Consider the following 25,932-nt stretch of genomic DNA (forward strand, 5'->3'; position numbering starts at 1 on the left):
CCCACCCCTGATCATTATTATCAGGGACGAGAGATTGAAACAACAATAAACACCCGTGGTACCACCCACATTTAGGATATATATCCTACACTTTCGGTTAACGCCCGTATACGCCACACAGCTACCAAGAATTCATTACTAATCAATAACGTTTCCTCTTCGCTGTAAGTTCTCAGGGAGGTCTTTTCATTCAGTTTCATAAGGATGTTTACAGCCTTTGACATCCCTCTCTAGGTATGAAGCTCTGAATTAATTTGTCCCTTCATAGAATCAGCCAACATATTCTAATTTTCACATTAACAATGATTTTAATATGGTTAGGTCTTAATGTCAAGCATTACACTAAAGTATAAAAGAATGTTTTAGAAAAAGTCCATAAAGTAAGTTGTTTTTTTAGGAATCAAAAATTCAAATTCATGTATTTTTTCCTTCGGTCCTTTAATTTTATCAAGTTTAAATAAAGTCTCTACACTCTGATAACCTGATAACAAACTACTTAGTGTTTGAATTGAACAATGAATAGAGTGATCCACCATTTCATGTTGTGCACAAAAAGAAACTTTATTTACTCTAGCTTTTCCATTTTCATCAATTTGTATATCAAACAAACCATCATTCCATTCAGCAAATTCATCTTTCACAGTGATCATGAACTCTTGTTTTACTCCTGAAGCATAAAATGGATAAGCACGAAGAAATTGCTCAACATCAACAATGCGCATCATAAAGTAACTAATGATTTCTTGATCAAAACTTGGGTTCTCTAAAATTACAGAAAGTGGATCATTAGATGGAGCAATCATTTGAACCTTTTCAATCATTGAATCATGTTGATTAATCAACCTCCAAAGTTGCATTCGAGCGGATTCATTTAAAAAAACCATCTCCTTAACTTTCATTTCACGATTTTTCACTTTATATAATAAATAGCCTTCAGGTTTCCCGGAGTCATTATAATAAACTTGGATGGTTTGCGTTTCTCGAAAAATTCGATTAAACCACCAGGTCTCATCTCTTTTTAACATCCCATTATACCCAGAAGTATATTGTTCATAAATTTCGTTTAATAATGGCCAACAATCCTTTATATTTTTATATCTTATGATAGTACCTAAAGTGTTTTCATTTTTTGGAAAATGTGAAAGAGGTATTGTATATTTTTTGTATTCACTTAAAGTTTCCCATCCATATTTTCTGTAAAATGCAAAAGAAAATGGAGCTAACATAGAGACAGTCATATTCTTCTCTTTCATTTCTATTAGTGCTTTTTTTAATAACTGCTTCACTAGACCTTTTCTACGATATTCAGGCCAAGAAGCAACACTAGCAACTCCACCCATAGAAAAAACTTGATTATGTATAAATACTTGAAGTGGTAACAAACTGGCCATAGAGATTAAATGATCGTCGTTAAAATAACCCCAGATTTGTTCAGGTTTTAATCTTGAACGAATACCAGCTCTTTTTTCAGGGTTTGCTTCATATTGAAATGCAAAAGTTGAAAGTTCTATTACATCATCTAATTCATCATATTTACACTTTCTTATTTCATCCATAACCTACACCTCTTAGTTTTATATAATCTAATACATATTTCAACAACTTAAAAAGATATATAAAAAGTTGATTATATCCTAATTACCATCATATATGTTCGTGTTAAAGATCACAAGAAAACTATGAATTAGATGATCTGCTTCATACATTCTTCAAAATTAGAGCGCAATATATTGAAAGAATTTAAAGAACTCCATACGTTAAGATGATTGTATAAACTACATGATGAAAACGGAGGAATACTTATTATGCATAAAATCATTGAACCTAAAATACTTTATTTTGGAACCCCAGTTGTACTTATAAGCACATTAAACGAAGATGGAACACCTAATTTAGCACCAATGTCTTCAGCTTGGTGGCTTGGTCAATCCTGTATGTTAGGAATGAGCAGACTCTCAAAAACTGTACAAAATTTAGAACGTGAAGGTGAATGTGTTTTAAACCTTCCTTCAGCAGATCTCGTTGCCGCTGTTGATCAACTTGCATTGCTAACCGGGAAAAATCCTGTGCCTAAATATAAAGAAAAAATGGGATATCGTTATGAGCCCAGCAAGTTTGAAATAGCAGGATTACATCAAAACCCATCTACTTTAGTTAAACCACCTCGAGTTGCTGAATGCCCAGTTCAATTAGAAGCAGTTGTGCAAATGTTAAATCCAATTCATGATCCAAATAGCTCATTAGCCGCAATTGAGGTAAGTATAAAACGAGTTCATGTAGACGAAAACATTCTAGTAGATGGGGAAAAGGATTATATCGATCCTGAAAAATGGAATCCATTAATTATGAATTTCTGCGAATTTTTCGGACTAAGTGGTAAATTGCATCCATCAAAACTTGTGCCTGCCTTCGGTCTCCCGCAAAAAAATGATCAACTAGAAATCATCAAATAATATACAAATAATATACACCCGAAGATTATGAGCAAAAATGATACAAATAAGACCATCCTAGAGTTACTAGGTCATGGTCTTATATTTGTTCTTTATGAAAATAAGTGTTATAAAAAAAAGAAATACCTGTAGCTACGTAAACCACAGGTCTAAAACATTTATTTTATATATTAAAAAGGGGGTCACTTATTATTATAGGGAAACAATATTAAAATAAAGTTTAAAACAGATTACAATTATGTTACAAAAATGTAAGCGTTTTAATTTAATGTTATTTCCTTAAGGAATAGCTCATTTAATGCTTTGATTTTAGCTTCTGTATATTTTTTGTAATGATCATTATAAGCTTTTGGCTCTTTTGGGTTTGCAAATCGAGATATCTTACCTGTCATAGGATCTACCCATTTACTAGAAGCCCCACACCCTAAACCTATGATGGTCTGTAGTTCCTCCATAATCATTATATTATAAATACTCTCTTGACCTGGATGAGCATACCCTACATTTTCTAAATTACCTAAAATGTTTTTTTGGCGGTATAAATAATACGCTACATAACCGTTAGACTTTGTCCATTCATTTCCTCTGTTCATCATTTCTGTTACTTCATTTCGATCTGCTACTTTATACTTATTTTTATTTTGTGTCATTTCAGACGAACGTTTAAAGGAAAGAGTATGGATTGTAAGTGATTCTGGCATTAACTTTTTGGTTTCATTTAAAGTATGATTAAACTCTTTTAATCCTTCACCAGGTAAACCAATAATAAGATCCATATTAATATTGTTCATTCCCATTTCCCTAGCCAAATGAAATTTATCTATTGTCTCTTCGACTGTATGATGACGACCAATGGCTTTTAAAGTTTCTTGAGTATAAGATTGGGGATTGATACTAATTCGATCTATATTCCACTTATTCAAAACTTCAAGTTTTTCCATTGTAATAGTATCTGGTCTCCCAGCTTCTACTGTAATTTCTCTGATTTGATCTACGTGTGGAAAGGACATTGCCATTTCTTCATATAACATATCCATTTCATCAGCAGTAATACTGGTTGGTGTCCCTCCACCATAATAAACGGTTGTAATCTTAATATTATTTTCCTTTAACCAGGTTCCGATTTGCCTCATTTCATAATGTAATCCACCCAAAAAAGAATCAACAGAGCCTTGTTTTCCATTTATAGCATAAGCAGGGAAGGTACAGTACGCACATTTTGTAGGACAAAAAGGAATCCCAATATAAATGCTGACCTCTGAACGAAGATCGTATAAATCAGGAACCATTGTTTTTTGTCTATCCACGATGGTTTGCATTAATGTAATCTTTTCATCATGAATTTTGTACTGTTCCTCTAATTCCATATGTGCTTGTTCCTTTGAAATACCTGTCTTTAATTTTTGATGAAGCAGTTTTGTTGGACGTATACCTGTTAATATACCCCATGGTTGATTCAATCCAGTACATTGCTGAAATACATCTAATAAAGGCTGATTGATTAAATGTTTTAATACCTTTCTTTTTTGCAATTCGGTATTTTCGTTATCTAGCTTTTTTATAATATCAGAATCATAGTTCATATTTTGAATATGATCTTGTAACAATACCGTTATCCTAGTACCATCATCCTCGTCATTCATAGTAATATCAACATATAAATCTGCTTTCGTTATTTCTGAAAAGGTAATACTAATCTCTTCAAAAAATAAACGAATTATATTTTCTACAGAGCGATGGAATGTTGAATCCACTCCGTTTACGTTAATTACCATTGTTTTTCCCCTTAGTATATTAAGTTATTTTAAGAATGTTATTACTTTGCATTTCTCTAGCTATTCAAGTTTAACCAACATCAAGAAAGGGGTCAATATTTAACCAGAAATGATTATTATATATATTTTAAGATTATTTTAACGGAAAGTATTTTTCAGATTTATATCATCAAATTCACTTACTCTTTTTTTGTGATTGATTTCATTTTGATGATTAATTTTTGTTTCATGAATAGTGTTTTGTAATAAACGATTAGCTGCATCCAACATATATTTTTCTTTTTTAGACTGATGCATAATGAGATGACCACCTTGTTGTATTGATAAGGGAAAAGATTATTCTCTAATCCTCGAGAATAATGGATAAACCATTAATCTGTTTAAGTTACAACGAAATCCTTAAATTCTACTGTGATTTGCGGACTATGCCAAATGCATTATTTCATTTTTTGGAAGACTTTAAGGATTATTAAGAATAATTATTAGGGTTGTTTTACATTTATTCTGTCCAAATTATAGGTTTGCTATCACAAGGCAATAGTGAGGATTGATAAGAAAGGAGTAGAAATCTCTCTACTTGATATGATTCAATTGGAGACTTCCAAATAACCTTCGAGTTTTTTGAAATAGAGGTAATTCGTGGTCTTATATGGCACTTTCAACTTGTTTATTAATATTAGAGGTATTTGGTGGTCTTAATTTAGTCATTTTCCTCATATTTCATATCATTCATTGGAAATCCACAGTTTTAAGACCACCAGATTCCTCTATTTCTTGGATTCACTTAAAAATATGCAGTATAAGACCACAGATTCCCTTTATATTTCTATAACGGAGTGAAGAAATCACAAATGTATCTCCAGTCCATAGTCATAGATCAGGAGGGGGTTTTAGAATTAATATTACCGATTTTCGGATGTATTGTAGGAGAGAGATCAGCTCATTAACGTTGTAACTAGCACAACATTAAATTCATTCAAATTTTACACCTGCTTAAAATTAGTATGATAAAAATAATCACCAAGTTAAAGACAGAAGAGAATATTTATCAGTGTTCGTAAAATAGAATAAAACAATCATATCCATTGCTCATCATTGATTGCGAACTTTTTTATGAAGTTGGACTCTCCACAATTAAAGTTACTGGTCCCCAATTTGTGAAGGATACATCCATCATTTCACCAAATTTACCTGTCTCTACAACTAGTCCCTGCTCTCTTAAAAATTCATTAAATCGTTCATAGATTTTATTTGCATATTCAGGGCGTGCTGCATTCATAAAATTAGGTCTTCTACCTTTTCTGCAATCTCCATATAATGTGAATTGTGAAACGGATAGGATTTGACCGGAAACATCCTTCACAGATAGATTCATTTTCCCATGTTCATCTTCAAAAATTCTTAAATGACTGATTTTTTCTGCAAGAAAACGGGCATCCTCCTCCGTGTCATCATGAGTTATACCTACAAGAAGCATTAAACCCATGTCAATATTTCCACTTGTTTCTCCATTTACTGTTACTCTCGCCTCTTTACTTCGTTGTACAACTACTTTCACAGTTACCCCACTCCAATATATTTAAGTTAATCATTCAAAAATTAGATGAAAAATCCGTCAACCCGCTTCAAAAAGAGAGTTAACGGATTAGGTTTCAATTTATATTACACTCGGTTTTAGATGGGAAACAATCTCTATCTAACTTTCCGATATTTCAGCTTTGTTTAAACGAGTTCACTGCATAATTCTTTGAACTGAATAAACATCCTTCACTCTTTTAATCTTCTCAACAATGCTGTGTAAGTGTTCTTTACTGCGAATTAATATTGTCATATGAATGATCGAAACTTTGTTACGGTCTGCTCTACCTGATACAGCGGAAATAACCGTCTTCGTTTCAGATACCGCCTGTAATACTTCATTTAAAAAACCTCTGCGATCATGACCCGTAATTTCAATTTCTACGTTGTAATTTGCTTCTACTTCTGATTCCCAATCGACTTCAATTAAACGATGGGATTCTTCATCATTCCCAGTAGGTATATTGTTACAATCAGCACGGTGTACTGATACACCTCTACCTCTTGTAATATATCCTATAATCTCGTCTCCAGGGACCGGATTACAGCATCTAGCGAAACGAATTAATAAATTATCAATCCCTTTAACGCTAACCCCGTGTGCTTGTCTGCTCTTTTTAACTGGGTCGGGTTTAGTTTCCTGAATTTCACTTACCGCTTTTTCTTCCTCTAGCTCCTTACGTAGCTTTTCAGTTAATCTTGTACAAATTTGTGCAGCAGTAATTCCCCCAAATCCAACAGCAGAATACATGTCTTCAATACTGTTAAAGCTGAATTTAGGCAATACTTCATTTAGCTCTGATTCAGTCATCACATCCGTAGGCTCAAATCCTAATCGTTTTATTTCTCTTTCGATACTTTCCTTCCCTTTTTCAATACTTTCATCTCTTTTTTCTTTTTTGAACCATTGTTTTATTTTTGTTTTTGCTTGTGATGATTTAACAATTTTAATCCAGTCTTGACTTGGTCCATATGAATGTTTTGATGTAAGTATTTCAACAATATCTCCTGTTTTCAGAGAATGATCTAAAGGTACTATCCTACCATTCACCTTTGCACCAATGGTACGATTTCCTACTTCTGTATGGATACGAAACGCAAAATCTAACGGTCCTGAACCGCTTGGCAGTTCAATAACCTCACCTTTAGGTGTAAATACATAAACTAGATCAGAGAAAAAGTCCATTTTTAGCGATTCCATAAATTCTTCTGCATTTTGCGCTTCATTTTGCAGATCTAAAATTTCTCGGAACCAATTCATTTTATCTTCAAAACTTCCATTTGGAACCATTGTACCTTCTTTATAAGCCCAATGTGCTGCAACCCCGAACTCAGAGGTTTGATGCATATCCCATGTCCGAATCTGAACCTCTAAAGGTTCTCCACTAGGTCCAATCAAAGTTGTATGGAGGGATTGATACATATTAGGTTTAGGCATAGCAATATAATCTTTGAACCTACCCGGCATTGGTTTCCAAAGGGTATGAATGATGCCCAAAGAAGCGTAACAATCTTTAATGTTATTTACAATAACTCGTATCGCCAATAAATCATAAATTTCATTAAATTGTTTACTTTGACTTTTCATTTTTTTATAAATGCTATATATATGTTTAGGACGACCTGAAATATCAGCTTCAATCCCCATATCATTTAGTTTTTGTTTGATATTTTGAATCACATCATCTATATATTTCTCACGTTCTGCTCTTTTTTTCTGCATTAAATTTACAATACGATAATACTGCTGTGGATTTAAGTAACGCAAGGAGATGTCTTCCATCTCCCATTTAATTGCGGACATTCCTAATCGATGAGCAATCGGACAAAATATTTCTAAAGTTTCGTGTGCGATTCTTCTTTGATTTTCTTCCTTTTGGAATTTTAGCGTACGCATATTATGCAATCTATCAGCTAGTTTAATTAATATAACTCGCAGATCCTGAGCCATTGCAACAAACATTTTTCGATAATTTTCATTCTGATGCTCTTCTCTTGATTTAAATTTAATTTTTTCAAGTTTCGTCACACCATCTACTAACATTGCGCAAGTATCACCGAACTGTTCTCGCAATTGCTCTAACGTCACATCTGTATCTTCAACAACATCATGTAAAAGAGCAGCAATGATCGAAATTACATCCATCTGCATATTAAGCATAATATCTGCCACTGCTATAGGATGAAGGATATAAGGTTCACCTGATTTTCTTACCTGTCCTTCATGAGCTTTTTCAGCAAGATCGTAAGCTTTTCTAATCTGATCAAGATCAGTTTCTCTTAGGTATGCAGATGCCTTTTCAATTAATTGCTCGATGCCCATTAATTTACCTTCCTATTCTCAAGGATTTTCTATCATTATGCCTTTCAATCTTGCTTACGTCAACTATTCGTCATTCTATTTAGTCGAATTAGGTCATAACAAAACTAACGACGAAAAAAATGTAATAATGAAAACTCTCCGATTGTCGAAACTCTATGGCAAAACAGAGGGGGAATTGCACATACTTTACCAGCTTGTGCGTGATTGGAAATAGTATAATTTATAAGTAGTAGGCAATTGTTAAATTTTTTTGTAAAATATATTTCATATGAGGAATGTTAATTTTGGAAATACTTACATTAATCGATTTAACATTATTACTTAACTTTATGAATGAGGTGCATTATGGAACAGCAGTTTGAATTAGTATTACTCTTACTCGCAATTGCAGCTGGGATCACTGCAATAGCAAAAAAATTAAAAGCTCCCTATCCCATTGCTTTAGTTATTGTCGGAGCTATTTTAGGTTTAGTTCATATTCCAGGATTGGAAGAACTTAAAGATTTTATTGTGGAGGATGAAATCTTTACATTTGTTATTGTATCTATATTTTTACCTACTTTATTAGGGGAAGCCACATTAAAATTACCTTTTTCACATTTGAAAGAAAATAAAACGCCCATTTTAGCGATGGCATTATTAGGTACATTAGTTACTTATACAGTGATCGGATTCTTAGCCGTTTATTTACTGGGATTAGATTTAGAAGTTGCCTTTATATTTGCAGCCCTTATGGCGGCTACAGATCCTGTCAGTGTGCTTTCAATTTTTAAAAGTATGGGGGTAAACCATCGATTGGCAACGATTATAGAAGGTGAAAGTTTAATTAACGATGGTGTGGCCTATGTTCTATTCAAAATCAGTCTGACAACTTTTATCTTTGCTGGATTTACAGAGTTGGGTCAAGGACTATTAGAGTTTTTCAAATCTTCAGTTGGAGGGTTAGCCATTGGATTACTCTTAGCCTATTTATTTTCAAAAATACTTCGCTACTTTGATGATTATCCGCTGGAAATTGTTTTTTCCATGATTTTGTTTTATAGTTCATTTTTCATCGCAGAAATTTTCCATTTTTCTGGCGTGATTTCTGTTGTAGCCGCTGGTCTTGTGTTTGGAAACTACGGAGCAAAAATTGGAATGAGTCCAACAACCAAATTGAATATAAAAACATTCTGGGATGTACTTGCTCTTATTGCAAACTCATTTGTCTTTTTAATGGTTGGATTAGAAATTGCCAACATTGATTTAACTGGAAAGTGGAAGATGATTTTATTAGCCATTCTTATTGTTTTAATTGGTAGAAGTGTCGCAATTTATGGAAGCCTATCTTTCACTCGTCATATCCCTACAACATGGAAGCATGTATTTAACTGGGGTGGTTTGAAAGGTTCATTATCCATCGCTCTTGCTTTGAGTTTACCAGTTACCTTTGCAGGACGAGAGGATATATTAGTCCTCACCTTTGGAGTCGTATTGTTTTCACTCGTTGTACAAGGTTTAACAATTAAACCACTAGTCAATGTTTTAGGAGTAACAAAAACAAAGGAAAGCAGTCTTTCCTATGAAAAAACATTATCTGAAATCCACCAAGCAACAGCTGGAAGAAAAGCGATAGAAGAGATGAAAGATGAAGCAACCATTTCTCCAGTGATCTTTCATCAATTGGATAATGATTATCAGAATAAACTAAACGAGTTACATAAAGAGCTAGAAAACCTGTATAAGAAGTTCCCAAGATTACAAGAGGATCAATTGGTCAGTGCAAGAAAAAAATCATTATATGCTGAATATGAGGCTGTTGAGGAGCTAGTCAAGCAGCATATCATTTCTTCTGAAACTGCTGAAGAGGAATATAAAAAAATTATTAATCTTTTGGAACAAGATGAGGAAGAAACAAATTCTAATTAGAAAAACATATCATAAAAAACCCGTCCAACTTCATTATGCTGATGGACGGGTTCTATTTTTTCTGGGCACCTCAAAAATACTAGGATTTGGTTTTTGGGGTATTCATATTAATATTTCATCAAAGAAAACATATCTATATCTTTTAATTTATCTTTTCCATTTAAATAAGTCAGTTCTATCATAAATGCTGCACCAACAACTGATCCCCCTAATTGCTCAACTAAATCAATGGAAGTCTCGATGGTACCACCTGTAGCTAATAAATCGTCTGCGATTAAAACCTTTTGACCAGGTTGAATAGCATCATTATGCATAGCTAATTTGTCGTTACCATACTCTAAACTATAATTTGCTTCAATCGTTTCACCAGGTAATTTACCACTCTTACGAATCGGTATAAAACCAACTCCCATTGCATACGCCAATGGCGCACCTACCACAAAACCACGAGCTTCTGGACCCGCTATTAAATCAATTTCAAGATGTTTTACCATGTCTCTTATGGATTCAATCACTTGATGATATACTGGACCATTTTTCAATATTGTAGTTATGTCCTTAAAGCGAATGCCTTCCTGAGGAAAATTCTCAATCACTCGAACATGTTCTTTAAAATCCATTTTACTTCCTCCTAAAGTGTTCATTGGGTTTGTATTTGATTTAAAATCCACTGTGTCATTTCATATGTTGTAGAATATTCAAAAATTTTTTCTATTTCAGATTGATGCCATCTTTGTTTGTATAAATTAGATGATTCAAGACTACTTTTCTCAGGTGATTTTATACAACGATATAAATTGCCTTCCTTTTGAATGAAAGATAACTCTTCAAATACACCAATCATAAATTGTATCATACCTTTTGATAAACTTGAACGTTTGCTTAAATTTCCCAAAAATAGTTGATCATTTATTTCCCAACTATTTTTATTTAGTAACGAAGCATATATATTTTTAAAAGCTTCTCTTGATGGTAGTCCTTTTAAAGCGTTTTGATTTTTATTCTTATGAACTACATATACGCGTTGAATGGATTGATTTTTTCTGAAAACGGACTCAAGCAAATGAATATGATTTGGAATGGAGTATACGACAAAATCAGTCACCTGTATGTTTGTATCCAGCTTTGTTAAATTATTATTTAATTGAACTAAGTTCCCATCATCATTTAAGGTGTAAAAAGACTCAGCAGCTTGCATATCTTTATCAAAATCTCTTATATGATCTTCAGTATCTAACAATATAGCTAGCTGCATACTCTCCCTACTTTTTAATTGCTGGATGCTCTTCGCAAATTTATCGACTTGTTGATTTCTCCAATCAAAAACCTGACGGTTTGGAATTCGGATATCCTTAATGAATAATTGCGGTTTTCTCATTCCATTCCATTCATTAATAGATAATTCCCCTATTACATCCACTTTAGCATCCGTAGATATATATTGATCTAAATCCCCTTTACCAAAACCTATCGCTTCCATTGAGCAACTAACCTCATTAAACACTTGAGATAAAACTAACTTTAAGTGTTGCTTTTCTTTACCTAATCTATTTTTTTGTAGAATGCGTAAATCTTTTAAAACCAAGTTTGGAGAAGGATTCCCTGATCCATAAGGTGCAAGCATTGACTCCATTTTTTCAATAACTGGAATTGTAATCTCTTGCAATTGACTTTCGATATCAGCTTGAATCTCAGGCGTATAATCTTCCTCTGTCAACCAGCTCACTGCCAATTCATTCAGTTGATTCCTCAATAGTGATATATTCGTTTCTTGCATCGTTAAACCAGCGGCTGCTTCATGACCGCCAAAATGATCCAACAGTGGTTCACAATTAGATAAAGCACTATATATATTAAAACCAGCAATCGAACGCGCAGAACCTTTTGCTAGACCTGTTTCTTTATCAATATGAAGTACAATAACGGGCCGATAGTATTTTTCCAAAATTTTTGAGGCAACAATTCCAATTACACCGATATTCCAACCTTCATTCGCCACTACAATAACTTTGTGAGAATTAGATTCCATCGTCTCTTCAATTTTGTTTAGTGCTTCAGCTGTAATTTCATTTACTAGTGATTGCCGTTGTTTATTTAAAACGTCTAACTCATATGCTAATTTTTGTGCTTCATCCTCACTGCTTGCCGTTAACAGCTTAACAACATCTTCTGCGTGTTGTAGTCTGCCTCCAGCATTAATTCTAGGACCAAGCGTAAATCCGATATGCATGCTAGACAGATTTGAGGAATCTACATCTGCTACATCTAACAATGCTCTTAATCCAACAAAGGATGTATTTTTCATTTTTTCTATACCAAGTTTTACGATCAAGCGATTCTCATCAGTTAATGGCATCAAATCAGCTACTGTACCAATTGAAGCTATTTCTAAAAATTCATCAGGTATATATCCAAGCAATGCATGTGCTAATTTTAAAGCCACACCAACACCAGCCAATTGTTTATAGGGATATTGGCATTGAGGTATTTTAGGGTTGATGATCGCAAAAGAATCAGGTAATATTTCAGGCGGTTCATGATGGTCTGTAACAAGTACATCCATCCCCAATTCATTTGCATAACGAATTTGATCCACTGCACTAATTCCGTTATCTACCGTAATAATTAGAGATATACCCTCTTTTTTTGCCTTTTGAATGGCCTCCAGATTTAAGCCATATCCCTCACTAAATCGATCAGGTATATAGTAATCAAAGTCAGCCTCCAATTTTGAAAGTAAAAAGTACATTAAGGTTGTACTACTCACTCCATCGGCATCATAATCACCATAAATTCTAAGCTTTTCGCCAGCCTGAATTGCTTTTTTTATTCTTGTAGTCGTTTCTTTCATCCCATGCATTAAGAAAGGATCATGAAACATTTCATTTTCTGTTTTTAAAAAGTCTTCTGCTTGTTTTTTACTATGTATACCTCTCACAACAAGCAGTTTGGCCACTAATAGAGGAATAGCTAAGTCTGAACTTAGCTGATCAGCTAAATTATGATTACTTTCTTCTGGCAATTTCCACTTAGACTTTGATTGAAGCATGATATTCTCCTAACAATATAATTGAGTGTTCAAAAAGTTCAGTTTTCAGCACCGAGAAGATTGTGCAAATATGCAGAAGCCGGAGCGGAGTGTAGTGATTGGTTACATGAGCACCGGACTTCAAATATGAGTGCAAGATTCGATGTCGAAATTACTCCCTCGATCCACTTCGTGATCACTACTGAAAATCAGTCACTTCCATGTGACTAATGTAGCACCAGCACGTCCTGTGCTGGCAAAAGGGGACTTTTTGAACAACCTTTATAAGGTGTTTAAAACAACTTAAATAAAAAATACATAGTTTAATGTAATAGGTTTGGGAAACTGTTTGGATCAGGATCTACATTATTTTTGTAAGGATATCCTGGATCATAAGGATTTACATGTATAAAAACATCTGATACGTTAACATGTTGTTTAATCAACCTTTTCTTTACCATTTTTCCTATTTTGTGACCGTCAAGAACAGAAATTTTTGGATTCACACTGAGTTTCACATCAACAATAACGTAGTGTCCATGTTCTCTTGCTCTAAGTTCATTAATAGCAAGTACACCAGGTACAGCTTCTATTGTTTTGTGTAGCCCCTCAGTATCTTCCTGATGAAGCACATGATCCATTGTATTATGTATCGATTCTTTTATCAATCTGTAACCCATGATAAACACTAAAATCGCAACAAATATCCCAGCAACTGGATCTAGGTAATACATCCAAGGCAGACTAAAATAATCACCTATAAGTGCTCCAGATATTCCGATTAAAACAGCTATGGATGAAAATACATCAGAACGATGTTCCCATGCATTTGCAATTAGTGCTTGACTAGATAGCTTTTTTCCTAACCTATATTTATATTGAAACATCAACTCTTTTAATAAGATGGAGAAAAGTATAGCATAAATTGCATACGTTGCAGGAGCAGACTCCACTCCATTATAAATAGATTTCACGGCGCTTATGCCAACTTCGATACTTACTATGATTAATAAAAGCGAAACAATTATCGCAGCGATAGGCTCAGCTTTACCATGACCATATGGATGGTCATTATCAGGTGGTAATTTTGCAGCCTTTAATCCGACTAAGACCGCGAAAGAACCTGCAATATCGGATGCAGAATGAACTGCATCCGCAATTAATGCTTTACTATTTGCTGTTATACCAATCGTACCTTTAACGATGACTAAAATTAAATTCCCTACGATTCCAACCCAAGCTGCAAATTCAGCTTTTTTAAATCGTTGATCTACAGACAATGAGGTCACTCCTTGATTTATAAAATCACATTTGAAATTACACTTAAGAGTTTAATACTTCCGTTTTTTTCTTCTTAAGAGACTTACTTTTTAAAATTAACCATAACTGACTTGCTATAAAAATAGAGGAATATGCTCCACTAATTAAACCAATTAATATGGCAAGAGAAAATAGTTTAATGGACTCACTTCCAAAAATAAACAAACAAAAAGCTGCAAACACAACCGTTAGAGCCGTGTTAATGGACCTTGTTAAGGTTTGTCTAATACTGGTGTTTACCATACTGGACAAATCATCAAAATCTTTAATTTTAAATTTCTGTAAATTTTCACGAATACGATCAAAAATGACTATTGTATCATTAATGGAGTAACCAATAATTGTCAAAATCGCGGCAACAAAAGGTAAATTGACTTCCAATTGAAAAATTGAAAAAATACTGATGACAATAAACGCATCATGAAGCAAGGCTACAACCGCAGTAAGCGCAAACCTCCATTCAAAACGAATACTAACATATATAATAATACCAATACTTGCGATCGCTACAGCATATATTGCCTTTAGTCCTAATTCTTTAGCAATTTCAGCATCTACTGTATTTTCTTCATAGGATATTTCTTCTTGTCCGTATTCTTTTTCAAATCCGGAAATAATTTGAATCCTCTCATCTTCTTTCAATACTTCTTCAAAACGAGCATTCACTCGATTGTTTGAGTCTCCACCAACAGTAATTGTAGATGCTTCTAATCCTGCCTCTTGAATGATCTGTTCTGCTTTTTCTTTTGTAGTGGAGTGCTCACCCAAAAGTACATCTAACGTTGTACCTGATTTGAAATCAACTCCGTAATTTAAATTAAATATTAGTAACGCTAATAGTCCTAATACTGTAATAGTAATCGATAAACTGAAAAATCTTTTACGATTCTTCACAAAATCAAAGTCTCTAAAGTTCACTGATATCTGCCTCCTTTACACCGTAATAAACCGGCTTTTTAACAATATTGGCACGAATTAATAGATGTAAGAGCAGTCTAGAGAAAAATACATTCGTTATAATACTAACCAAAATACTTAAAATCAAAGTTAATGCAAACCCTTGTATCGATCCAGTTCCGATATAATATAAAACTAGTCCAGCTAATATCGTTGTAATGTTTGCATCCATAATCGTACGCAAAGAACTTCTAGAACCTGCTCTTAAAGATGAAAGGATGCTCTTCCCACTTCTGATTTCTTCTCTAATTCTTTCATATGTAATGATATTAGCATCCACTGCCATACCTATTCCTAATACAAAAGCAGCAATTCCAGGTAACGTTAAGGTTGCATTCATCCAATAAAAAACAAGCAATAACATCCATGTATAAACCGTTAATGTAATACATGCTATAATTCCTGGTATTCTATAAAAACCAAGCATAAATATCAGTATAATAATAAAACCAATGATTCCTGCTGTGATCGTTTGTTGCAATGATAATTCCCCTAAAGAAGCTCCTACACTTTGTGTATATTTTTCTGTTAACTTTACAGGTAAAGCACCTAAGTTAATAATGCCTGCTAGTTCTTCAGCTTCTTCAAAGGTTTCCTGCCCGCTAATCGTTGCATTTCCATCAGAAAATACGCCTTGTACATAGGGTGTAGAAATCAATTCTTCATCTAAATAAATGGCAAGTATATTTCCTGGAGTACGATACCCTTTATCATATAACTTTTTAGTTAGATCCTTAAATTTCCCCTTATCTTTCACTTTGATGCTCACTAATGGTTCATTTGTAGTCTGTTCAAATACAACTGTTGCTGCACCTTCAACAAAGTCACTACCATTAAGCTCAATTTTACAAAATTCGTTTGGATCTTCACAGCCATCATTACTTCTAAAGGTTAATTCTGCAGGTTTTTTCATAATTTGTCTTACTTCTTCTTGATTCTCAACTCCTGCTATACGCACTCTAATTCTGTCTTCACCTTCAGGATAAATCTCTGGCTCACTTATCCCTCGTGCATCCGCACGAAACTGGAGACTTCTAGCTGCCTCACGTAATAATTCCTTATCCATAACTTGAGATTCATCAACTGGTTCAGCAGTGTATAATATTTCAAATCCGCCTTTTAAATCTAAACCAAGTTTAACATTGTTAATAATACCTGGGCTTGTCCAAACCATGATCACAATCGTGGTGATTACAATCAATAAGAATGCAATCAGTCTTTTTGTATGTACCACTACCATTTCTCCCTTCAAAACTCAGTAGTCCTATTATACCTACCCCAAATTATCGAGTCAATTCTCGCCGAATTAACTGCCTTACTCTTTATATGCATTCATGGTTAACCAGTTCATAAAATTGGTTACCTTCAAAGTTAAAATATCATTCACAATTTTATGTAAATTAGGAATTCCATCTTTATGGTATTTTTTGCTAATGCATTGCCATATTTCATGACCTGTTACATGATTGTACCCTAACATTCTAAATTCTTCTGCTTTACTTAAACATAATTCTTCAATGGTTCGACTTAACTCTTGTTCATCTAACACGTGGTTATTTGATTCTTCATCATTAAGATCATTTTCAATGATGGAATTTTCTTCATTGTTTTGATTTTTGTTTTCATATTCGTTTCCATTTTTCTTCCCATGAACTGTATTCTCATATTCAGCTTCCCATAATTTTCTATCCATTTGTTCCATTCCTCCCCAGTTGTGAACTTAAGTCATTATAAAGTTATTACTTCGATAAACCCTACCTGATTCCTTCCAATCAAAACTTTTTAAATCTCAAAATCATATTCTCTGCATGAGTTAGGACATGTTGTGCATATCCATTATATATAACTTTGTCCAAATTTACATAATGAAAAGGGAAGAAGGTATCCAATGTGACTAAGCAATCATTTATTAAAGGGACGATGATCCTGCTTGCAGCAGGTATGATAAATCGCATACTAGGATTTGTTCCAAGAATTATGTTACCTAGAATAATTGGAGCAGAAGGAATTGGTTTATATCAAATGGGATATCCTTTTCTCATTGTTATTATCACGATTGTAACAGGCGGTATACCTTTGGCCATTGCTAAACTTGTGGCTGAGTCAGAGTCTAAAGGGGAAAGAGATCGTTCAAAAAGTATTTTGTTCGTTTCACTTTGTTTAACAACAACATTAAGTACATTATTTACAATATTCTGTTTCTTTGCGGCACCTTGGATTACAAATAACCTCCTCACGGATGAACGGGTATTTTATACATTTTTATCGATGAGCCCAATTATTTTATTTGTGAGCATCTCTGCAGTATTTCGAGGATATTTTCAAGGGCTACATAATATGATTCCAACAGCAGTCTCATCTATAACTGAAACGATTGTTCGTTCAGTTACAATGCTTTTATTTTCTTATATTGTTTTACCCTATGGTATAGAATATGCAGCGGCAGCTGCTATGATTGGCGTTGTACTCGGAGAATTAGCAGGGATGTGTATTTTACTTGTCAAATATAAAAATAGTAATAATAAAAGGAGCCACGTTTTTGAAAATAAAACGAAGTTTAGTAAAAATCAAAAAGATCATATTGCTAATTTAAAAGAAATGATGCGTATATCTGTACCTGTTACTGCCAGTAAACTTGTAGGTTCTGGGGCATATTTTTTAGAATCCATAATGATAGTCCAAAGTTTAGCTATCGCGGGTATCGCTACAAAAGTTGCTACTGCACAATATGGAATGCTACAAGGGATGGTCATTCCTATCCTCTTACTTCCTAGCGCGCTTACCTATTCACTTTCAGTCTCTCTTGTCCCTTCACTTTCTGAAGCTGCTGCAAATGGCGACATGAAAACAATACATAAAAGATTACATCAATCGTTAAGGCTTGCATTGGTTACAGGTGCCCCTTTTATTATTATCATGTATTTTTTAGCAGATCCTTTATGTGCGTTTTTATACGGTGAAAATAATGAAGTTGGTGCCATGCTTAAAATGATGGCTCCTGCAGCAGTATTCATTTATTTTCAAGCACCATTACAAGCCACCTTACAGGCATTAAACAAAGCTGGAACTGCATTATTAAACACCTTTATTGGGGCCTCCATAAAATTAACACTTATATATCTCTTGGCTGCTAAATTAGAAATGGGTATTTTAGGCGCACTTATTGCCATTAGTATAAACATAATGTTAGTTACTTTACTACATTTAAGAAGTGTGATGAATTATTTAAAATTCTATATGAAATTTTTAGACTTTATAAAAGTGGGTATAGGTTGTTTTGCGATGAGTATTATTATTTTAATTATGATGCAACAATCGTGGATCCAATCAAATTTAGTTCAATTTTTGATTACCTGTACATTGAGCAGTTTCAGTTATTTATTAGTTATTATTTGGTTGAGACTCATAGATCGGTATGATTTAGTGAGAATCCCTTGGATTGGGAAATATTTTTCAAAATAGGTACTTCATGTTATTCATTTTTTCCCTTTCGATCAATAAACAGTTCATCGCGATGGTTAATACTGCAAAAGAAGACCTCTTTAAAATCAAATACCCCATGCTCTTGTAGTTTATTTTTAAGCCAAAATCTTGTTTTGTTTATTTTTTCGAGATGATCATCCTGCACCTTTCCATCCATAATTAAAGGAATTGGCAACCCTTCGTATCTAAAATTCACTGCATGATTTGGGGGAGAGTCGAGTTTATTTTCCTTTTCTATCACACTCAAATTTCCATTTGTTTCTAATATTGCAAACTCAACATCGCGCATATCCTTTATGTTTTTGTGGCGTAATTGTAATAATAAATCATCTAGATTATATCTTTGTTTTTTCATCTCTTTCCGATTTAATTTTCCATTTTTTATAATAATACTGGGAACTCCATCTAACCATTGTCTTAATTTTTCATTTTTCAAACTAATGAAAGCTGTTGCTATTTGAATCATCAATAAAATAATCATAGGTAAGATGCCTTCTAACATGGGTCTATTTGTATCTTCGATGACAATGACAGCTATTTCAGCAATCATGATGGAAACCACTAAGTCAATGACTGATAATTTCCCAATTTCCCTCTTTCCCATGATTCTCATGACGATAACTACGACTACATAAATTAAAATCGTTCTTATTATCATCCCCCAAATATCCATTGAACCTGCCCCCTTTAAACTAAATAAGGTTCATTCAATTCAATGGTATTGTAGCCGCTTCATAACCTTGTCATACAGTCAGCACCTCATTAAATGTTGGTAGTTATTCCAAAACATTCCCCTGCTCAAGATTACCTACATAGGCGTAACTTACCTTTTCGAAAAGATATTCAGAATTTCCACAGAACTTGGCAAAATATGAATATTTTCAAATAATATAAGTACTAATTTTAAGTGCTTGACCATAAACTGTGTTAAGTGTTCGATTCTGGAGGTGAATATTTTGAATAAAGCAACACAAATGAGATCATTTTCCCCTATGCTTTCTGGTATTTTTTATGCATTTGTGGCACTGGCAATTTTAACATTGATCACATCCATTATTCTTAAATTCAGCAGTATGAGGGAAGGTTCACTAGATACATATGTATATTTCATTCATGGTTTATCTCTGTTTATAGGTGGTTTTATTTCTGGAAGAGGAAAAGGGACTCGAGGTTGGTATTATGGTGGTTTATTAGGGGTCATCTATAGTATATTAATCTTGATGATCAGTTTTTTAGGATTTGACTCTTTAATACTAACTACAAAATCTATGATCTTCTTATTATTGTCTTTCTTATTAGGAGCAGTTGGTGGAATTTTTGGAGTCAATTTCAGAAAATAATAACTATCATTTTTTTTACATCCTCCTTATTATATGCTATAATTAACAGTTGCTGATGTTTTTATAATATATATGTAAGGAGGGGGAAATGTTGACTATTGAGTCGATGACCGAAGTTTATATTTATATCTTTTTAACCCTTGTAGTACTATTCGTATATTTATATCCCAAAAACCCCTTAGCTCCTGCTTTCATATCATTAAAACAATTTTTTACTTCTTGGAAAATGATATTACACTTTGTTGCTATAGCTTTTATATTGTTTTTAAATAAAATAGAATTGACTATCGAAGAAAAAATGAATTTAAATTATGATTTCACTTCTCTGTTTTATGGATGGGAAGGAAATATTATATATACAATTCAGAACTTCTTTCACAATGATATACTTACTAACGTCGTTGTTTATTTTTATGTGGTGGTTTTCACTACATTAATTTTCGCTTCTTTTTTAGTTTATTTAAATGAAAAAGATAATAAACTTTTTTATACATTTTGTTATGCTATCATGCTTAACTACGGAATAGCGATCCCATTTTATTTATTTTTTCCTATTAATGAAGTTTGGGCACATGAACCTGCCGGGGTACAATTTTTGATGCTTGATGTTTTTCCAACGTTTGAAACTGAATATAGAGCTCTTTCCGGATTAAATAATTGTTTCCCAAGTTTGCATACTTCCATTTCCGTCACTCTTTCTTTAATTGCGTTAAAATCAAACAATATTAGATGGAAGAGAATTGTTCTAATCAGCGCAGGTATTATTATATTCTCCATATTTTATTTAGGTATTCATTGGATAACGGATATGATTGGTGGCGTATTACTTGCATTATTTGCATCTTATACTGCACAACGTATCGCTGATGGAAGATTTAGATTTGGAAAAAGTAAAGCTGGGCAAGATGCTCAAAACAACCGCTCAAATGAAACAATTGAACAATAAAATTAGCTAACCACTTGAAAGTAAAAAAAGCAAGGATACGGAAATACAAATCCGAATCCTTGCTTTTTTATTTTTATCATTTAATCCGTTTTCACACCATTTACTGCTGAACGATCAAATGTCATTTTTGTAGCATCATTGATTTGAAGAACTACCTTATCATCTGTAATCTCAAAAATTGAACCGTGAAGTCCACCGATTGTAATGACCTTATCGCCTTTTTTCAAATCTCCTAACATTAAGTTACGAGCTTTTTGCTTTTTTTGCTGTGGTCTGATTAACAAGAAATAAAATACTGCGAACATTAATACTAATGGAAATACAAATGTATAAAAAATATTCCCTCCTGATGCTTGCGTTCCTGCTTCTGCTAATAACATGTATTAACCCTCCTTTCAAAATCCTTTATCATTATTATGTAGGCCATACTGATCAAAAAATTCCTCTTTGAAATCCAACAACCGATCCTCAGATATTGCTTGTCTGACATTTTTCATCAATTCAATTAAAAAGTGTAGATTATGATAAGTTGTCAAACGAATTCCAAAGATTTCATTTGCTTTTAGCAAATGACGTATGTATGCACGTGAATAATGAGTGCAAGTGTAACAAGAACAATTTGGATCGAGTGGTCCAAAGTCTTTTTCAAACTTGGCATTACGTATAACTAATCGGCCTTCACTAGTCATCGTAGTACCATTTCGAGCAATTCTTGTAGGTAACACACAGTCAAACATGTCCATCCCACGAATTGTCCCTTCTAATAAAGCATCTGGAGAACCCACTCCCATTAAGTAACGAGGTTTTTGAGTTGGAAGATGTGGAACTGTATATTCCAATGCCTCATACATCAAATGTTTTGGTTCACCAACACTTAGTCCACCAATAGCATAACCTAGAAAATCAAAAGAAGTCAACTGTTCTGCACTTTGTTTTCTTAGGTCTTCATACATACCACCTTGTACGATACCAAATAAAGCTTGATCCTCTTTTCTTTGATGAGCTTGAATGCAACGTTCTGCCCATCTGGTGGTCCGTTCTAAGGATTTTTTTACATATTCATAATCTGCTGGATAAGGTGGGCATTCATCAAATGCCATGATAATGTCTGCTCCAAGCGCATTTTGAATTTCAATCGACTTCTCAGGAGAGATAAACAATTTATCACCGTTAAGATGAGAACGAAACTCCACACCTTCCTCAGTGATTTTTCTCATTTCACTTAAACTAAAAACTTGAAATCCACCGCTATCTGTTAAAATGGGGCGATCCCAATTCATAAAAGTATGTAACCCACCAGCTTCTTTCACAATTTCGTGACCTGGTCTTAAAAATAAATGATACGTATTGCTTAAAATAATCTGAGCCTCCATTTGTTTCAATTCCTCAGGGCTCATCGTTTTTACTGTCGCTAGTGTGCCAACAGGCATAAAAATAGGTGTATCAATTGTTCCATGCGGAGTATGGATTTTACCTAACCGTGCACCAGACTGTTTACACGTTTTTATTAGTTCATATTTTAGTGGCATTATTAACTATAGTCCTCTCTTGCTTTTAATAAATAAACATGGCATCTCCAAAACTAAAAAAACGGTACTCTTTTTGGATAGCCTCTTGATATGCTTGTAACACTTTTTCTCTTCCAGCAAATGCACTGATTAACATCAGCAAAGTAGATTTAGGCAAATGAAAGTTAGTCAACAATGCATTAACCAACTTCAACTCATAACCAGGGTATATAAAGATATCTGTCCAGCCATTACATGCTTGGAATTCGCCAATTTTTTGATGATTTGCTGCAGTTTCTAACGTTCTAACCACAGTGGTTCCAACACCAATAATCCTTCCTCCGCTTTTAACAGACTCATTTAAAGTATTGGCACATTCTTCACTAATTTCATAATACTCAGAATGCATTTTATGATCATGAATATCCTCTACAGAAACTGGCCTAAAAGTGCCAAGACCAACATGTAGTGTAACATAAGTAATCTTAACACCTTTATCTTTAATTTTGTTTAAATAGGATTCAGTAAAATGCAAACCTGCTGTTGGGGCTGCTGCTGAACCTTCTTCTTTGGCAAACACCGTCTGATAACGATCTTTATCTTCTAATTGCTCCTTTATATACGGAGGTAAAGGCATATGACCTAATTGATCTAAGAGTTCTGGAAAAATGCCATCATATGAAAATTTTAAAACTCTCTGACCCATTTCACTTTCTTCTTCAACTTCAGCAGTTAAAAGAGGGTTATCCAATGTACCAAACTCAATTACCGATCCCTTTTTCAACCTTTTTGCTGGTTTAACTAATGCTTCCCAACGATCATTTGCTAAATTTTTTAACAATAAAACTTCTGCTTTTGCACCCGTATGTTTTTTAATTCCAAAGAGCCTTGCAGGAATCACCTTTGTATTGTTCAGCACAAGCGTATCTTCGGGCTGCAAAAAATGAATGAAATCTTCAAACTGCTTGTGTTTTACATCCCCCGATGTTTTGTCTAATGTTAATAATCTAGATTTAGTTCGGTTCTCTAGTGGTGTCTGAGCAATTAAGTATTCTGGTAAATCAAAATTATATAAATTTACATTCATGATTATTAATCAACCTTTTCGATGTTAACATCCTTATAGTAGTATTTCAGAATTTCTTGGTAATCATACTCTACAAATTCAGCAAGCTGTCTCGCCCCCCATTGAGACATACCTAAACCATGACCAAATCCGTAACCAATCATACGAAACTGAGGTTCTTCAGTAAGTACACGGATATGATTTTCCCCATTTAGTACAATGAAATCTGTATCAGCTTTTTCAGAAGTTGATCCTGAATCTATCACATGTAAACTTTCATCGGAATCAGGAAACTCTGATGTATGCCCATCCGCACCTAATACAGTATAATTGTTCGTTTGATCAATTTCAAATCTAGTACTTCTAATACTGTTTAAAGCAGTTCGATAACGATCTGGATAACTTACATCTACGACTGTTCCATTTGCTTCTATTTCAAGAACTCTCCCTGAAGGTCCTCGATCTGTAATTTCCAAAGTTTCTAATTCCCCAGTGATTACATTATTTGAAGTTTGGTTAATACTTTTAAGTAATTCAGCAGCAGAATAAGGTTTTGTTATCCATCGAAATGAATTGGACTCTATCACTTGATCAAGTAAAATTAATTGATCTCCTACACTCACTTTTGCAATAGGGGCATTGATATCGTTATTTACAAAAGGAGCCTGTCTTACATTAATTTGATTATCCGTGACATTCACAATTGGAAAACCCGCTGCATTTGTTTTACTCGTATTAGATGTGAAATCCGTACGTATATATCCAATCGTTCCGTTAGATAAGACAACATGATCCCACAAGAGAAGACCTTCCTCAGCAATATCATCAGGACTAGGTACACTCTCCACATAATTAATCGGAGAATCCCATATTTCTGAAGGAGAAGCTGTTAAGCCACCCGCATTAGAATAATAAAAGGGGATGATCAAATCTCCATTTGAATCTTTCAAAACCATTTCTTCTGTATCTTTCACTGCATTTGTTACATGGGCATTTTCCACATTAGATCCTTTATAAGCTTGATCAAATGTAGTATCCGAAATATGTGCAATACCATATTTCATTCCTAGTTGAAGTGCATATGTTCTCGCTGCAATAGCCTGCGCTTTTAAAGCTTCGGTTGGCCAGTCTGCACCCATTTCCGTACTCACAACACTATATAAATATTGTTCAAAAGGAAGTTCATTAATAACGGCTAAACGATCCTTATATTGCGTTATCTCTATGCTACCTCTATATGTCCGATTATACTTCTCTTCAATTTGAATATCTGATGAATCAGATGTAATCCATAGTTTTTGTTCATTTGCATTAAAGAAATAATGTGGGATCGTTGACCCTTTGTCATTCGAAGATAATCCATTTCTAACGACTATATAGGGGGAATCAACTTCTATCGATTTTAATTCCAATTCAGAAAATAAACCCTCGACCTCATTTTTTATTTCGCCTAAATCATTTTGATCTATTGCTTCTCCTACCCAAACAGAATAAATTAAGTCACCATTATTATTCTCTTGATATACTAAATAGGCGTCGATTCCTTTTCCAGTTAAGTCAGAAATTAGCTTTTCTGCATCTTTTTTATGATCGTATGAAGCTGCATTCAAATAGTTTGGCCCAGTAATTACAATATTTGATAGATTTAAAGATTTTTCAAGGGTAGACCTGATATTTTTTGCTTCACTTATACTAGCATAAGTTCCTGCATACACTTGATATAAGGTTTTTCCTTCCCTATTTACTTTAAAAATGAATCCTGATCCATCTTCTACTTTTTCACTTAAAGAGCTCGCCTGATTAAAATCACTAGTTTCTATTATTTTAAGCATATACTGATCAATACTTACTTTTATTTTTTTTGAAACATCCTCTGAAATCCATTTATCTATACCAGACGATTGTTTAACCCCTACTTCTAAACCGCCACTTGCAAATAAAGTGACATTAGATTGAGTATGTAAAGATTGTATCATCAATGCTACACGAATATCTTCTAAACTTTTAGCGGCATACGTTTTGCCTGAAAATTGAAAAAATATCATTGAAAAAAGCATAACAAAAACTAGTCCTAACTTCATTCCCTTTTGCGTTTGAATAAGTGACATAAATTATACGATCCCCCTGTAAAAGCTAATATTTTGGTAAGGTTTACTATTCTATTATTTTAGACTCTGCTCACAGTTAAAAGTTTCATTAGCATCTCCAAAAAATAAGGAATAAGACCCACTAACTGATGTGCGCCTT

Annotated in this window: 21 protein-coding genes; 5 read left to right on the forward strand and 16 right to left on the reverse strand. The window is 33.6% G+C overall.

Features of this window, described 5'->3' with window-relative positions; translation table 11 throughout:
• Nucleotides 1-362 precede the first annotated feature (362 nt).
• Nucleotides 363-1,556 (reverse strand): GNAT family N-acetyltransferase, encoded by a 1,194-nt coding sequence (locus EPK97_RS04310; protein ID WP_162035341.1) that lies wholly within the window; start codon nucleotides 1,554-1,556, stop codon nucleotides 363-365.
• Between the two features lie 249 nt (nucleotides 1,557-1,805).
• On the opposite strand from EPK97_RS04310, the gene EPK97_RS04315 reads away from it, so the two are divergent.
• Nucleotides 1,806-2,453, forward strand: a complete 648-nt coding sequence (locus EPK97_RS04315) for a flavin reductase family protein (RefSeq protein ID WP_162035342.1) — start codon at nucleotides 1,806-1,808, stop codon at nucleotides 2,451-2,453.
• A gap of 260 nt (nucleotides 2,454-2,713) precedes the next feature.
• Here the strand turns inward: EPK97_RS04315 and EPK97_RS04320 are convergent, their stop codons facing one another.
• The 4 genes from EPK97_RS04320 to EPK97_RS04335 all read right to left on the reverse strand — a co-directional run bounded on the left by EPK97_RS04320 (nucleotide 2,714) and on the right by EPK97_RS04335 (nucleotide 8,129).
• A complete protein-coding gene (locus tag EPK97_RS04320) occupies nucleotides 2,714-4,228 on the reverse strand; it encodes a coproporphyrinogen III oxidase (RefSeq protein WP_162035343.1) in 1,515 nt (504 codons plus the stop codon).
• A 138-nt stretch (nucleotides 4,229-4,366) separates the two neighbouring features.
• Nucleotides 4,367-4,525, reverse strand: a complete 159-nt coding sequence (locus EPK97_RS04325) for a hypothetical protein (RefSeq protein WP_162035344.1) — start codon at nucleotides 4,523-4,525, stop codon at nucleotides 4,367-4,369.
• Nucleotides 4,526-5,339: 814 nt separating this feature from the next.
• A complete protein-coding gene (dtd, locus tag EPK97_RS04330; RefSeq protein WP_162035345.1) occupies nucleotides 5,340-5,786 on the reverse strand; it encodes a D-aminoacyl-tRNA deacylase in 447 nt (148 codons plus the stop codon).
• Between the two features lie 174 nt (nucleotides 5,787-5,960).
• Nucleotides 5,961-8,129, reverse strand: a complete 2,169-nt coding sequence (locus EPK97_RS04335; protein ID WP_162035346.1) for a RelA/SpoT family protein — start codon at nucleotides 8,127-8,129, stop codon at nucleotides 5,961-5,963.
• Between the two features lie 345 nt (nucleotides 8,130-8,474).
• On the opposite strand from EPK97_RS04335, the gene EPK97_RS04340 reads away from it, so the two are divergent.
• Nucleotides 8,475-10,037, forward strand: a complete 1,563-nt coding sequence (locus tag EPK97_RS04340; RefSeq protein ID WP_240903675.1) for a Na+/H+ antiporter — start codon at nucleotides 8,475-8,477, stop codon at nucleotides 10,035-10,037.
• Nucleotides 10,038-10,144: 107 nt separating this feature from the next.
• On the opposite strand, the gene EPK97_RS04345 is transcribed toward EPK97_RS04340, so the two are convergent.
• The 6 genes from EPK97_RS04345 to EPK97_RS22340 form a co-directional block, all read right to left on the reverse strand.
• Entirely contained in the window at nucleotides 10,145-10,657 is a 513-nt protein-coding gene (locus EPK97_RS04345; protein ID WP_162035348.1) for an adenine phosphoribosyltransferase, read from the reverse strand.
• Nucleotides 10,658-10,677: 20 nt separating this feature from the next.
• The gene (gene recJ / locus EPK97_RS04350) at nucleotides 10,678-13,086 is read right to left on the reverse strand and encodes a single-stranded-DNA-specific exonuclease RecJ (protein WP_162035349.1); all 2,409 of its coding nucleotides are present in this window, start codon (nucleotides 13,084-13,086) and stop codon (nucleotides 10,678-10,680) included.
• A gap of 302 nt (nucleotides 13,087-13,388) precedes the next feature.
• Entirely contained in the window at nucleotides 13,389-14,345 is a 957-nt protein-coding gene (locus tag EPK97_RS04355; RefSeq protein WP_162035350.1) for a cation diffusion facilitator family transporter, read from the reverse strand.
• A gap of 43 nt (nucleotides 14,346-14,388) precedes the next feature.
• Nucleotides 14,389-15,303 carry a protein translocase subunit SecF gene (secF, locus tag EPK97_RS04360; RefSeq protein ID WP_162035351.1) on the reverse strand — a complete coding sequence of 305 codons (915 nt, stop codon included), beginning with the start codon at nucleotides 15,301-15,303 and terminating at the stop codon, nucleotides 14,389-14,391.
• On the reverse strand, nucleotides 15,293-16,516 hold the full coding sequence (secD, locus tag EPK97_RS04365; RefSeq protein WP_170295457.1) for a protein translocase subunit SecD: 1,224 nt from the start codon (nucleotides 16,514-16,516) through the stop codon (nucleotides 15,293-15,295). Before secD ends, secF begins: the two co-directional genes overlap by 11 nt.
• A gap of 141 nt (nucleotides 16,517-16,657) precedes the next feature.
• On the reverse strand, nucleotides 16,658-17,035 hold the full coding sequence (locus tag EPK97_RS22340) for a post-transcriptional regulator (protein WP_205690220.1): 378 nt from the start codon (nucleotides 17,033-17,035) through the stop codon (nucleotides 16,658-16,660).
• Between the two features lie 197 nt (nucleotides 17,036-17,232).
• On the opposite strand from EPK97_RS22340, the gene spoVB reads away from it, so the two are divergent.
• Nucleotides 17,233-18,804: a stage V sporulation protein B gene (gene spoVB / locus EPK97_RS04375; protein ID WP_162035354.1), complete on the forward strand. Its 1,572-nt coding sequence runs from the start codon at nucleotides 17,233-17,235 to the stop codon at nucleotides 18,802-18,804.
• 10 nt (nucleotides 18,805-18,814) lie between these two features.
• On the opposite strand, the gene EPK97_RS04380 is transcribed toward spoVB, so the two are convergent.
• Nucleotides 18,815-19,498 (reverse strand): DUF421 domain-containing protein, encoded by a 684-nt coding sequence (locus EPK97_RS04380; RefSeq protein WP_162035355.1) that lies wholly within the window; start codon nucleotides 19,496-19,498, stop codon nucleotides 18,815-18,817.
• Between the two features lie 283 nt (nucleotides 19,499-19,781).
• On the opposite strand from EPK97_RS04380, the gene EPK97_RS04385 reads away from it, so the two are divergent.
• Complete coding sequence (locus tag EPK97_RS04385; RefSeq protein ID WP_162035356.1) at nucleotides 19,782-20,165, forward strand: TIGR04086 family membrane protein; 384 nt, start codon at nucleotides 19,782-19,784, stop codon at nucleotides 20,163-20,165.
• 88 nt (nucleotides 20,166-20,253) lie between these two features.
• Nucleotides 20,254-21,111: a phosphatase PAP2 family protein gene (locus tag EPK97_RS04390; RefSeq protein WP_162035357.1), complete on the forward strand. Its 858-nt coding sequence runs from the start codon at nucleotides 20,254-20,256 to the stop codon at nucleotides 21,109-21,111.
• Nucleotides 21,112-21,191: 80 nt separating this feature from the next.
• On the opposite strand, the gene yajC is transcribed toward EPK97_RS04390, so the two are convergent.
• Genes yajC through EPK97_RS04410 form a run of 4 tightly spaced genes read right to left on the reverse strand, consistent with a single transcriptional unit; the run spans nucleotide 21,192 to nucleotide 25,793 of the window.
• Complete coding sequence (gene yajC, locus EPK97_RS04395; protein WP_162035358.1) at nucleotides 21,192-21,491, reverse strand: preprotein translocase subunit YajC; 300 nt, start codon at nucleotides 21,489-21,491, stop codon at nucleotides 21,192-21,194.
• Between the two features lie 15 nt (nucleotides 21,492-21,506).
• Nucleotides 21,507-22,640 carry a tRNA guanosine(34) transglycosylase Tgt gene (gene tgt, locus EPK97_RS04400; RefSeq protein WP_162035359.1) on the reverse strand — a complete coding sequence of 378 codons (1,134 nt, stop codon included), beginning with the start codon at nucleotides 22,638-22,640 and terminating at the stop codon, nucleotides 21,507-21,509.
• A gap of 25 nt (nucleotides 22,641-22,665) precedes the next feature.
• On the reverse strand, nucleotides 22,666-23,706 hold the full coding sequence (queA, locus tag EPK97_RS04405; protein ID WP_162035360.1) for a tRNA preQ1(34) S-adenosylmethionine ribosyltransferase-isomerase QueA: 1,041 nt from the start codon (nucleotides 23,704-23,706) through the stop codon (nucleotides 22,666-22,668).
• Between the two features lie 5 nt (nucleotides 23,707-23,711).
• Nucleotides 23,712-25,793, reverse strand: a complete 2,082-nt coding sequence (locus EPK97_RS04410) for a SpoIID/LytB domain-containing protein (protein WP_162035361.1) — start codon at nucleotides 25,791-25,793, stop codon at nucleotides 23,712-23,714.
• Nucleotides 25,794-25,932 lie beyond the last annotated feature (139 nt).

This window comes from Chengkuizengella sediminis (genome assembly GCF_010078385.1).
Classification (GTDB): domain Bacteria; phylum Bacillota; class Bacilli; order Paenibacillales; family KCTC-33759; genus Chengkuizengella; species Chengkuizengella sediminis.